Source organism: Pseudomonas alkylphenolica, from assembly GCF_016009175.1.
Classification (GTDB): Bacteria; Pseudomonadota; Gammaproteobacteria; order Pseudomonadales; family Pseudomonadaceae; genus Aquipseudomonas; species Aquipseudomonas alkylphenolica_B.
The window spans coordinates 71592-84209 of record NZ_JADUCM010000014.1; the positions used below are offsets into that span (position 1 = coordinate 71592).

A 12618-nucleotide genomic window follows, 5' to 3' on the forward strand; every position below is an offset into this window, starting at 1 on the left:
TCAGTTAAATGAAAAAAATTATTGTGAGTCTCGCGACTTTATCTACGGCTTTGCTTTTTTCAGCTTCAGCATGGGCCGATTGCAGTTTTGATCGTAGTTCAGGCGGAGCCATGTCATTTCCTGAGCTTACGGTAGGGAGAATTTTAAGTGAAGCGGGTCAGCCTATCGGGCACATATTCGGCGAAGTAGAGGTATCGACACCATCTTTAAAACTTAATTGCTCGGGCAGTAATAGTCTTGAAGTTTTTTATGGTGCTGGTCTGGGCAAGTCCGACACAGTGCCTAATGCTTACATAACCAGTGTTCCGGGAGTTGGTGTTATTGTTGAGATTACTGAAGGATCCGTAACCGGATTTATGTCAATTGATCAACCACTCCCCATAGGCAAAGTTAGTATAGATAAAGTCAAATTGACTCTGGTAAAAATATCCAATGAACGGCCAGAAGGACAGCTGAATCCTACTAGTGATATCCTCTTTCACGTTCTGAATAGCTTAGGGCGTACCGAATTTATGAGGGGGAAGCTTGGTAGTAATTACTTCAGGACCACGGCGTGTGACGTCCGCTCTACTAGGATTAATGTACCAATGGGTACCACAGATCGTGATGAATTCACCGGCGTGGGGTCCGTAACAAACCCCGTCGAATTCAGTATTCCTATGAGCTGTTTCGCCGGCACGAAGGTCAAATATAAAATTGACGCAACTCAGCTCCCCGGTGTTCCTGGCGTAATGAGTCTTAACCCAATCACTAACAGTGCTACCGGAGTGGCAATAAAGTTGACGCGAAATGATGCGCCAGTAAATTTTGGTGTTGAGACCGAAGCAGGAACAACTTCAATTAACGGCAATTTCGATGTTGAATTTAATGCTCAGTACTATCAGACCAGCCCTCGCATCAAGGCAGGCAGAGCGAACGGCACGGCCACTTTTACCATGACGTATAATTGACGCCCTACTTTGCTGACAAGTACGTTGCTACTAACGACGCCGTGACGGCAGGTGAGGCGATGGCTGTCGGCGACTTCACCGCTGTCTACAACTAACGCTTAAACGTCGGGTATTAGGCAAGTTGATGCCCGGTTTCAACAACGGTTGCCTGCCCCAGCATTTGCTCGGAACACTCAGCAAACCCGCAGAACTCAATACGTTGCTCTCCCTTCAGTCTACTCCAAAGGAGTACATTTGTACTCCTTTGGCGATGCACACTACTCTCCGCCATTTGTCGACAGTCGACTTCGCCAAACAGCCCCGTTCAATCGACAGCCCCCAAACAGAGCCTTCAGCCCCCCTGCAAACGGATAGATCACAGCAATGTGTCGACAATCCTGTTGTATTGTCGCTTTCTATCCTTTAGATTTCGCGCATTGCTTGCCAATGTGTCAACAAAACAGATTTCAGCAGGGGCAGGCGGTTTTTGGTGGTCTTGTCAGTGGTCACTCTCAAGTGCCAAGCACCTGCCCCTGCTTTTTACATACCGTACGCCCCTGCAGGAGATCACCCGTGCTCGAAGCCTATGCCCGCCACCTACAAGCGCGCGCCGAAGAAGGCCTGCCGCCCCTCGCACTCAACGCCGAACAAACCGCAGGCCTGGTCGAGCTGCTGAAGAATCCCCCTGCTGGCGAAGAAGCAACCCTCGTCGAGCTGATCACCAACCGCGTGCCGCCAGGCGTGGACGAAGCCGCCTACGTCAAGGCCGGTTTCCTCTCGGCTGTCGCCAAGGGCGAAGCCACTTCCCCGCTGATCGACAAGAAGCGCGCGGTAGAGCTGCTGGGCACCATGCAGGGCGGCTACAACATCGCCACCCTGGTTGAACTGCTGGATGACGCCGAGCTGGCGGCCGTTGCCGCCGAGCAACTGAAGCACACCCTGCTGATGTTCGACGCGTTCCACGACGTTGCCGAAAAAGCCAAGGCCGGCAATGCCTACGCCAAGGCCGTGCTGGAATCCTGGGCTGCCGGCGAATGGTTCACCGCCCGCCCGGCGATCGAAGAGAAGTACAGCCTGACCGTGTTCAAGGTTCCGGGCGAAACCAATACCGACGACCTGTCCCCTGCCCCGGACGCCTGGTCGCGCCCGGACATCCCGCTGCACGCCGTGGCCATGCTGAAAATGGCCCGTGACGGCATCGTGCCTGAGCAACCAGGCGCCGTCGGCCCGCTCAAGCAGATCGAAGCCGTCAAAGCCAAAGGCTTCCCGGTCGCCTACGTCGGTGACGTGGTCGGTACCGGTTCCTCGCGTAAATCCGCAACCAACTCGGTGCTGTGGTTCTTCGGCGACGATATTCCGTACGTGCCGAACAAGCGCGCCGGGGGCTTCTGCTTCGGCAACAAGATCGCGCCGATCTTCTACAACACCATGGAAGACGCTGGCGCCCTGCCGATCGAGTTCGACGTGTCGAACCTGAACATGGGCGACGTGATCGATGTGTACCCGCACGCCGGTAAAGTCTGCAAGCACGGCAGCGACGAGGTCATCGCCACCTTCGGCCTGAAAACCCCGGTGCTGCTCGACGAAGTCCGCGCAGGCGGCCGTATTCCGCTGATCGTCGGCCGTGGCCTGACCGAAAAAGCCCGTACCGAACTGGGCCTGCCAGCGTCCGACCTGTTCAAGAAACCGGAGCAGCCTGCCGACACCGGCAAGGGCTACAGCCTGGCGCAGAAAATGGTCGGTAAAGCCTGCGGTGTCACCGGCGTACGCCCTGGCACCTACTGCGAACCGAAGATGACCACCGTCGGTTCCCAGGACACCACCGGGCCGATGACCCGTGACGAGCTGAAAGACCTGGCGTGCCTGGGCTTCTCTGCCGACCTGGTGATGCAGTCGTTCTGCCACACCGCGGCCTATCCAAAGCCTGTGGATGTGACCACCCACCACACCCTGCCGGACTTCATCCGCACCCGCGGCGGCGTGTCCCTGAAGGTGGGCGACGGCATCATCCACAGCTGGCTGAACCGCATGCTGCTGCCGGACACCGTCGGCACCGGTGGTGACTCGCACACGCGCTTCCCGCTCGGCATTTCGTTCCCGGCCGGTTCCGGCCTGATCGCCTTCGCCGCCGCCACCGGCGTCATGCCGCTGGACATGCCGGAGTCGGTACTGGTGCGCTTCAAGGGCAAGCTGCAACCGGGCATCACCCTGCGCGACCTGGTTCATGCCATTCCTTATTACGCGATCCAGCAGGGCCTGCTGACCGTCGAGAAGAAAGGCAAGATCAACGCCTTCTCCGGTCGCATCCTGGAAATCGAAGGCCTGGACGAGCTGACCGTCGAGCAAGCGTTCGAACTGTCGGACGCCTCGGCCGAACGCTCCGCTGCCGGTTGCACCATCAAGCTGCCGGAAAAGGCCATTGCCGAGTACCTGCGCTCGAACATCACCCTGCTGCGCTGGATGATCAGTGAAGGCTACGGCGACCCGCGCACCCTGGAGCGCCGCGCTCAAGCGATGGAAGCCTGGCTGGCCAACCCGGTGCTGCTGGAAGCCGACAAGGATGCCGAATACGCCGAGGTCATCGAGATCGACCTCGCCGACATCAAAGAGCCTGTACTGTGCGCGCCGAACGACCCGGACGACGCGCGGCTGCTGTCGACCGTTCAGGGTCAGAAGATCGACGAGGTGTTCATCGGTTCGTGCATGACCAACATCGGTCACTTCCGCGCTGCCGGCAAGCTGCTGGAAAAGGTCAAAGGCTCGCTGCCGACCCGCCTGTGGCTGGCGCCGCCGACCAAGATGGATGCCCATCAGCTGACCGAAGAAGGCTACTACGGTATCTACGGCCGGGCCGGCGCGCGCATGGAAATGCCAGGCTGCTCGCTGTGCATGGGTAACCAGGCACGTGTGGCGGCGAACTCGACGGTGGTGTCGACCTCGACCCGCAACTTCCCCAACCGTCTGGGCGATGGTGCCAACGTGTACCTGGCCTCGGCCGAGCTGGCTGCCGTTGCCTCGATCCTGGGCAAGCTGCCAACCGGCGAAGAGTACATGGCCTACGCGAAGAACATCGACAGCATGGCGGCCGACGTTTACCGCTACCTGAGCTTCGACCAGATCGCCGAGTTCCGTGAAGCGGCCGAAAGCGCCAGGATTGCGGTGGTTCAGGCGTAATTCGTAAAGCGTTGCCCTTGCAAAGCGCCGACAAGACTGTCGGCGCTTTTTTTATGAGCGCGCGCCAGCGAATACAGCGTCCCGTATCGATCCAGGTTCAGCGAGTGCGTCGATAAAGCGCCTTGCTCGAGCACATCCAGCAAGTCTGCAAACTCCAACGAAAGCTTGTGTTGTGGGGCCAGGTAAACAATCGGTACGGAGACTTCATGAGACTCGCGCATCTTGATGGAACTGCTCAGGTAGGCCGGCAGCACGGGGTACCCTTCTTCACGCAGCGATTCGATCAGCGCGTGGTGCAAGGTGGTGCGGCTGAACTGATTGACCACGATGCCTTCTACCTGCAACGACGCGTTGTGATCCTGGCGAAGTTCATCCACCTGGGCGATTACCCGGCGCAGCGCCTGTAAAGAAAAACTGTCGCAGTCGAATGGAATCAGCAGGCTTTGGGCAGCAATCAAGGCGCTGAACGTGTAGAAGTTCAGCGAAGGTGGCGTATCGATATAGATGCGGTCGTAGTCAGCGGACAGTTCCACCAGCAGCTTTCGCAGTTTGTTGACTTTGAATTTGCTCTCAAGCTTCGATTGCAAGTCCGCGAGGTCAGGACACGCGGTGACCAGGTGAAGGTTGTCGTACGCGGTTTCGGTGATCGCAACACGGCTGTTCTTGCTGATGGGCCCGCTTGAAAGGGTCTGCCGGAAAAAATCGGCAATGCCCGAGGGAATCGCGCTTGCGGTCAAACCGGTGAGGTAGTGAGTCGAGTTCGCCTGGGGGTCAAGATCGACCAACAAAGTGCGGTAGCCTTCGGCAGCGCTGACAGCGGCCAGGTTGCAGGCGATGCTGGATTTGCCAACGCCTCCCTTCTGATTGAATACGACACGACGCATAAGGCATGAAGTCCAAAACGGCTGTGGCCGACTAAAGAAGATGAAGAAATCAGGTCAATGATATGACCGATATGTTTCACTTTTAAGACGATTGGATCCACTTACCATAGCCGTGAACGTCAGGTTGTCCAACCCACAGGTAGCCGCTGCTGAAGCGGTGTCAATACTCGGCACGCTTGCGAAAGGCCCAACGCCCCACCAGCACGGTAAAGGTCGCTACCAAAGCAACCAGCACCCAAAAACCGTGAGGGTCATCGGCCAAGGGAATACCGCCGACGTTCATGCCGAAGAAGCCCGCGATAATGTTGATGGGCAATGCCAGGACGGTGACCACGGTGAGGGTGAACAGCGTGCGGTTGCTCTGCTCGTTGAGCTTGGCGGCGACCTCTTCCTGCAGCAGCTTGATGCGCTCGCCCAAGGCCACAAGGTCGCTGATGATCAGCGAGAACTCTTCGGTGGCCGCACGCAGCTGGCGCATGTCCTGCTCCTGCAGCCATTCCGGTGGCCGGTTAAGCAACCGCAGCAACGAGCCCGGCTCCAGCGCCAGCAACCGCTGCAGCCGCACCAGCACGCGGCGCATGGCACTCAGCTCTGCGCGGTTGTCACTCAGGCGCTGCGACAGCAACTGGTCCTCGATGCGGTCAACGCTCATGCTGGTTTCCCGCACGATCTGCGTCAGCAGGTCGCCCTGGTCGCGCAACAGATGAACCAGCAACTCCAGGGGTGAATGAAACAGTTCGCCCAGCTTCACCGAAGAGCGCAGTTTGTCCACCGAATGCAGGGGCTGCAGCCGGGCGCTGACCAACAGGTGGTTACTGGCGCACGCCCACAGGGTCGAGACATCCGACGAGATCATGCCGAAGTTGAACACCACATCGTTGACCACCGCCAACAGGGCGCTGTCCACGTACTCGATGCGTGTCGAACGCGAGCCTTCGCGAAGGGTTTCGAAAAATGATTGCGGCAATCCCAAATGGGATTTCATCCAGCGCTCGCACGCGGCGTGGGCAAGGTTGAGGTGCAGCCAGAGGAATTCATCCGGATCGCGAGGCGCTGCCATCCATCGCAGGGCTTGCGCCGAGTCGATTTCCCGGCCGGGCTCACCCGCGCGGAAGACAAAACCATACAACAGACCGTAGAGGTCATGCTCCTGGTGAGCGGGGTAACCGGTAAGGCTCATACGGGCTCGCATTCAACGGGTAAGTCGATGTTGCGCGCGGCAAATGAAACTTCAATGACAGCCCGCAGCCCCAATGCCGATCAGTTAGGCCCAAGGGGGCGCGCGCGCCACCTGTAGGAGCCAGGCTTGCCGGCGAACCAGGCGCTGCGATTGAGCTGCTACACCGCGTCATCGTTCTTCGCGGGCAAGCCTCGCTCCTACGGGTGGGGCAGACGTTGCCTGCGATGGGCTGCAGAGCAGCCCTAATTACAAGCGTTGAGGCTTAACTGACTGGCATTAGCCCGCAGCCCTCACTCCCTCCCGCCCTCAGGCGCCCGCAAACAGGGCTCAGCCGCTGTCACCGGGCTGCCACAGTACAGTCGTAACATTTCCTTACACCACCTGCAGAGGCGCGCCAATGATCTTCACCAACGACGTGCTGGTCCAGCGGATTCATCGTGAGCTGATCGATCACGGCGACGAGGAGCTCGAGCTGGAACTCAGCGAAGATGCCAGCCATTGGGATGAGCTGTTCGATCATGACCTCCCGGACTCCCCGGAGAAAGAAGCCCGGCGCCGCTACTTTCGCGAGCTGTTCCGCTTGCAGGGTGAACTGGTAAAGCTGCAGAGCTGGGTGGTCAAGACCGGCCACAAAGTCGTGATCCTGTTCGAGGGCCGCGATGCCGCAGGCAAAGGCGGTGTAATCAAACGCATCACCCAGCGCCTCAATCCGCGCGTTTGCCGGGTCGCCGCGCTGCCTGCACCGAACGACCGGGAACGTACCCAGTGGTATTTCCAGCGCTACGTGCCTTATCTGCCGGCTGCGGGCGAGATCGTCCTGTTCGACCGCAGCTGGTACAACCGCGCCGGTGTCGAGCGGGTGATGGGCTTTTGCAACGATGATCAGTACGAAGAGTTCTTTCGTACCGTCCCGGAGTTCGAACGGATGCTGGTGCGCTCCGGCATTCAGCTGATCAAGTACTGGTTTTCGATCTCCGACCAGGAGCAGCACCTGCGGTTTCTCAGCCGCATTCACGACCCGCTCAAACAATGGAAGCTCAGCCCCATGGACCTGGAGTCGCGGCGCCGTTGGGAGGCCTACACCAAAGCCAAGGAAGTCATGCTCGAACGCACCCACATCCAGGAAGCCCCCTGGTGGGTGGTGCAGGCCGACGACAAAAAAGCGGCGCGCCTCAACTGTATCCACCACCTGCTTGAACAGATGCCGTACGAGGAAGTCGAGCAACCGCGGGTGGAGCTGCCTTCGCGCATGCGTCACAAGGACTACGCCCGCACGCCCACGCCGCCGGAGCTGATCGTCCCTGAAGTGTACTGAGCCGGACTGGACGCCCCCAATGCCGTCGACCGTTGGCGGTTATATCCCCACATCGGAATCTCGCTATGGACACCAACACCCTGGCCGCAGAGCCTGCCGTTGACACTGGCGTGCAGCGCCCCGCCCTCACCCACAAGCCTGGCAAGTTCGCCTCCACCGTGTTTTTCGCCATCCTCGCGCTGGGCTTGCTGTTCTGCGCCTACAGCCTGCTGCAGGATGTCGATGACGCCAACACCGTGGTAACGACCTGGACGCCGTTCTTATTGCTGGGCCTGGCCCTGGTGATTGCCCTCGGCTTCGAGTTCGTCAACGGCTTTCACGACACCGCCAACGCCGTCGCCACGGTGATCTACACCAACTCCCTGCCGGCACACTTTGCCGTGGTCTGGTCGGGGTGCTTCAACTTTCTCGGCGTGCTGCTCTCCAGCGGCGCGGTGGCCTTCGGCATCATCGCCTTGCTGCCGGTGGAGCTGATCCTGCAGGTGGGCTCCACCGCAGGGTTCGCCATGGTCTTCGCCCTGCTGATCGCGGCCATCATCTGGAACCTCGGGACCTGGTGGCTGGGCCTGCCGGCCTCCTCCTCGCATACCTTGATTGGCTCGATCATCGGTGTGGGCGTCGCCAATGCCCTGATGCACGGTCGCGATGGCACCAGCGGCGTTGATTGGGCCCAGGCGACCAAGGTCGGCTATTCGTTGCTGCTGTCGCCATTGGTCGGTTTCGTGTGCGCCGGCTTGCTGCTGTTGGCGTTGCGCCTGCTGGTGAAAAACCGCGCGCTGTACAAAGCACCCAAAGGCGATACGCCACCACCGTGGTGGATTCGCATGATGCTGATCATCACCTGCACCGGTGTGTCGTTTGCCCATGGCTCCAACGATGGGCAAAAAGGCATGGGCCTGATCATGCTGATCCTGATCGGTACCCTGCCGATGGCCTATGCGCTCAACCGCACCATGCCCGAAGGCCAGGCCACGCAGTTCGCCGCCGTTGCCGAGGTTACCCAGCAGGCACTGCTGCGCGGCGCGAACCAGCCGGCACCGGCCGATCCTCGGGCGATTCTGTCGGAATACGTGCGCAGCAAGCAGCCCAGCGCCGAGCTGGTGCCTGCACTTGCCGCCCTCACCGGCCAGATCGGTGCCCAGGTCAAAGGCTACGGTTCACTGGCGCGCGTACCGGCAGAGGCCATGGCCAACGTGCGCAACGACATGTACCTGACCTCCGAAGCCATTCGCCTGATGGACAAGGACAAGGTGGTCAACTTCGATGCCGACACCTCGAGCAAACTGCAGGCGTTCAAGAAGCAGATCGACGATGCCACGCACTTCATTCCCTTGTGGGTCAAGGTTGCCGTGGCCATCGCATTGGGGCTGGGTACCATGGTCGGCTGGAAGCGCATCGTGGTCACCGTAGGGGAAAAAATCGGCAAAACCCACCTGACCTATGCCCAGGGGGCCTCGGCGGAAACCGTCGCCATGCTGACCATCGGCGCCGCCGACCTGTATGGCCTGCCCGTCTCCACAACCCAGGTACTCTCCTCGGGCGTGGCCGGCACCATGGCGGCGAACGGCTCAGGCCTGCAGTGGCGCACGGTGTGTAACCTGCTGATGGCCTGGGTGTTGACCCTCCCCGCCGCGATCCTCTTGTCCGGCAGCCTGTACTGGTTGCTGACCAAGCTGTTCTAGGGCGTGTTCAAGCGTCTGTAGCGTTGCAGAGCAGCGGCTGAAGGATGGAAAAAAAGCCTGACAGACCAGTGACATGCCAAATTTCACTGATTCGATGAGTGGTTGCGGTCGAAAACCGGAGAGGCGGCATAATGGTGCCATTGCTGGTTCCCCATCAGCCTCCTCACTCAGCCGTTGCGAGCCCCTTTTTCAATGAATACCGAAAGACGTTACTCAATCATCTTGGAACACAGTGCCGAGGTGCTGCTTAACAATGCATCCATGGCGCAGGTAGAGGCCTTTTGGGATGCCAACGACTCTCGTTACTTCGGCTTGCGCATGGAAGACGAACTCAGCGCGCATGCACGCGTCATGGTGACGGATGTCGTGCCGGATGATGAGGACTGATACCCGTTCAGGGTTGATACCCCGCCAGCGGTTGCGGGGAATGGCTTCCCCGCATCCAGCGCTTTACATGTCGTAACGCAACACCAGCCCGACTGTACGCGGCGCACCGACATCAATGACGTCGCCGCCGCGATTGTTAGTGATGTATTCCTTGTCGAAGGCATTCTTCACGAAACCGGACACCGCGACGTTCTTGGTGACCTTGTATTCCGTGTTGAAGTTGACCAGCCAGTAATTGTCGCTTTTGCGCTCATCGGTAACCTGCCCGTCCGCGTCGAACTCGTATTCCGACGGGGTGGTGCCTTGGTAGGTGACATCGCTGTTGACGGTCAGACGGTCATTCCAGCGGTAGGTAGCGCCCACCGACATCTTGTACTTGGGCGCATAGAGGAACGACTCGCCGCTCATGTCCCTGCCGTCGCCGGTAACGAAGTCCTTGTACTTGCCATCGGTGACGGCAGCACCGGCGTTCAGCGTCAGCTGTTCACCGAGGTCTTTTTCGACGACCACTTCCAGGCCCTTGATGTCGCTGCTACCAGCGTTGAACACGTGGACGAACTCGGTGTTGGGGTCGAGCACGCTGACCTGCTGGTCCTTCCAGTCGGTGTAGTACAGGTTGGCACGGGTACGCAGCGTGTTGTCGAAGAACGACCCGCGGTACGACAGCTCGTAGTTGGTGGTGTATTCCGGATCGTACGACTCGTGACCGCCGCCAGCCCGGACGTTGACGCCACCGCCGCGATAACCTTTCTGCACCATGAACCCCAGGTACTGGCCTGCAGCCAGCTCGTAGTCGATTCCGAGCTTTGGCAACACCGCGTCAAACGACTTGCTGACGTCACCAGGGCTGGAGAAATCGTCCTGGTCGATATCGGTATCGTTTGTTTCGTGGTCGTAGCGCAGCCCGGTAATCAGTGTCCAGCGTGGCGCGAAGGTCCAGTTGATTTCGCCAAACACCGCCTGGTTTTCAATGGTCGTATCGCCCTTGGCGGTGCCGAACAGCTCGTCATCGAACAACAACCGGTCGTGGAAGTTGTTGGTGTTGTGGCCATAGTAGGCACCGACGAAGCTCTTGACCGTGTCCGAGGCGTAGTTCAGGCGCAACTCCTGGCTGAACAGGTCGCCGTCCTGCTTGCGCAGGATCACCTGGTTGTCATCGGCCGTCTGGTCGAAGTCCAGGCGTGCGCTGTAGTCGGAGCTGGTGTTGGCGGTCAGGCTGGTCAGCGACCAGTTATCGTCCAGGCGGTAGTCGATCTTGGCGCTGACGGTGTCCTGCTTGAGGTTGTCGAACGCCTTGGTGTTGGACGAGATCTTGTAGTAACGGACCTTGTCGTTCTCACGCATCACCGAGCGGTCGCCCTGACGGTGTTCGCCGTGGGCATAGCTCAACAGCACTTCGGTGTCGTCGTTGGGCAGCACCAGCAGCTTGCCGCGGGCGTTGCTGGTGCGGCGCGGGTTGGCGTCATCGTGGGTGGCGATGTTGTCGATATAGCCGTCACCTTCCTGATAGTCGACGGCGAGGCGCCCGGCGATCTTGTCGTCGACGATCGCGCCGCCCCCGGCCACCGCCGCGCCGTACTCCCCGTAGTTGCCGACGTTGGTTTGCGCCGAGAAGGTCGGTTCGAAGGTCGGGTTCCGGGTCTGGATGACCACCGCACCGGCCAGCGAGTTGCGGCCCTGGGTGGTGGATTGCGGGCCAAGGAACACCTCGACCTGCTCCGCATCCCACAAGGGCATCGGGCTAAGCGTCAGCGCCCGGTTGGGCTGCTGGGCACCGTCGACAAACACCGAGACCGCACCGTTGAGCGTGGCCGGGCCCTGGTCATCGAAACCGGAGACCGGTACACCGCGAATGCCCCAGTTTTCGTTGCCGGCCTGGTTGTAGACACCCGGTGTACGGGCGAACACATCGACCAGGTCATGGTCGGCCTTCTCACGCAGTTGCTGCTCGGTTACCACCGCAACACTGGACTGGGTTTGCTCCAGGGGGCGGTTGATTTTTTCACCGGTCACAGTGATCGGGGCAATCTCGACAGTATTCGCCTGCTCAGCGGCCCACGCCGTGTGAGTCAGGCAGATCGCCGACCCCACAGCCAATGCAACAGTATTCTTTTTGAAGTTCACGCCCCGCTCCCCTGTGACCGAAATGTTGTGATTTTTCTTACGTCCGGAACGCTGCTTCCCTACAGCCTGCGCGAGTCTAATGCAAAGTAACGCTTAATCAAACACTATTGATAAGCCGTCTCATTTGTATTTGATGCAGAGGGGAATCGAGGTTGTAGCCAGGCCGACACTCAGCTGTCCTGATAGATGTAACGCAGGTAGCTCACCTGCTCTGCTACAGGCAGGCGATGCAGTTTCGGGCAGGTCTCACAGAGCACGGGCGGCTCATCTTTGACGGGGGTGTGCAACTGGTAGTGCAGGCAACAATGCCGGCGCAGTGCCAAACGCGGGCAGATCTCTGGCGCTGGTGACTCGACGTCCCATTGCAGGCTACGCAGCCTCAGGCGGCCGCCATTGACCGTGACCTGCCCCAGCCACTGGTGCGCCTCGGCAAAGCCCTCCCGGGACAAATCGGGATCCATTCTGACGAAAGCGCCATCCCAAATGGCCACCAGATTGCCCCAGAGTACTTTCGGGGCCAGGCCGCCGGCGTTGGCCAGGGTGGCGAACAGCGGGGCCAGGTGCTCGTGGATCAACCGCGACCAGTAGGCGGCACGCGCTTCGGGCGCCAGGGCAGGCAGTTGGGCGGGCAGTTGCAGTGCCAGGGGTTGCCCGGCATCGTGCAGCAGCACGGCGTCGTCGCTGCGAAAATCAATGGCGCGATGCTGCGTGAGGGCACACGCAATGGCGGCAGGCAAGGCGATGCTCAGGTAATTCATCGACCACTGCGACACCACCGCGGCACGGTTCACGCCCGGGTACAGCAGGGCAAACTGCTTCAGTATCGGTTGCAGCGCCTCGGGGTCGGCAATGTGCGCCAGGGCGATTGAAGGCGACCCGTCAGGCGTACGCCGGATCACCCGCTGTATCGGCGGCCAGGCCTGGTTGAGCCATTGTGGAAATT

The 12618-nt window shown here is 59.8% G+C and carries 8 protein-coding genes and 1 pseudogene; 5 read left to right on the forward strand and 4 right to left on the reverse strand.

Annotated features, from left to right (window positions below):
- The first annotated feature begins 8 nt into the window (after nt 1-8).
- Nucleotides 9-950, forward strand: a complete 942-nt coding sequence (locus I5S59_RS14195; RefSeq protein ID WP_197877181.1) for a fimbrial protein — start codon at nt 9-11, stop codon at nt 948-950.
- A gap of 552 nt (nt 951-1502) precedes the next feature.
- Complete coding sequence (gene acnB / locus I5S59_RS14200) at nt 1503-4103, forward strand: bifunctional aconitate hydratase 2/2-methylisocitrate dehydratase (protein WP_197877182.1); 2601 nt, start codon at nt 1503-1505, stop codon at nt 4101-4103.
- 116 nt (nt 4104-4219) lie between these two features.
- Here acnB and I5S59_RS14205 read toward each other — a convergent pair.
- A pseudogene (locus I5S59_RS14205) lies at nt 4220-4987 on the reverse strand (ParA family protein); the annotation flags it as partial.
- Between the two features lie 160 nt (nt 4988-5147).
- Nucleotides 5148-6167, reverse strand: a complete 1020-nt coding sequence (locus I5S59_RS14210; protein ID WP_197877184.1) for a transporter — start codon at nt 6165-6167, stop codon at nt 5148-5150.
- Nucleotides 6168-6564: 397 nt separating this feature from the next.
- Between I5S59_RS14210 and ppk2 the strand changes: the two genes are divergently transcribed.
- The 3 genes from ppk2 to I5S59_RS14225 all read left to right on the forward strand — a co-directional run bounded on the left by ppk2 (nt 6565) and on the right by I5S59_RS14225 (nt 9551).
- The gene (ppk2, locus tag I5S59_RS14215) at nt 6565-7482 is read left to right on the forward strand and encodes a polyphosphate kinase 2 (RefSeq protein WP_197877185.1); all 918 of its coding nucleotides are present in this window, start codon (nt 6565-6567) and stop codon (nt 7480-7482) included.
- A 65-nt stretch (nt 7483-7547) separates the two neighbouring features.
- A complete protein-coding gene (locus I5S59_RS14220; RefSeq protein ID WP_197877186.1) occupies nt 7548-9164 on the forward strand; it encodes an inorganic phosphate transporter in 1617 nt (538 codons plus the stop codon).
- 192 nt (nt 9165-9356) lie between these two features.
- The gene (locus I5S59_RS14225; protein ID WP_197877187.1) at nt 9357-9551 is read left to right on the forward strand and encodes a hypothetical protein; all 195 of its coding nucleotides are present in this window, start codon (nt 9357-9359) and stop codon (nt 9549-9551) included.
- A 63-nt stretch (nt 9552-9614) separates the two neighbouring features.
- On the opposite strand, the gene I5S59_RS14230 is transcribed toward I5S59_RS14225, so the two are convergent.
- The gene (locus tag I5S59_RS14230; protein WP_197877188.1) at nt 9615-11675 is read right to left on the reverse strand and encodes a TonB-dependent receptor; all 2061 of its coding nucleotides are present in this window, start codon (nt 11673-11675) and stop codon (nt 9615-9617) included.
- A gap of 170 nt (nt 11676-11845) precedes the next feature.
- Nucleotides 11846-12535 carry a siderophore-iron reductase FhuF gene (gene fhuF, locus I5S59_RS14235; protein WP_232239766.1) on the reverse strand — a complete coding sequence of 230 codons (690 nt, stop codon included), beginning with the start codon at nt 12533-12535 and terminating at the stop codon, nt 11846-11848.
- Nucleotides 12536-12618: the final 83 nt, after the last annotated feature.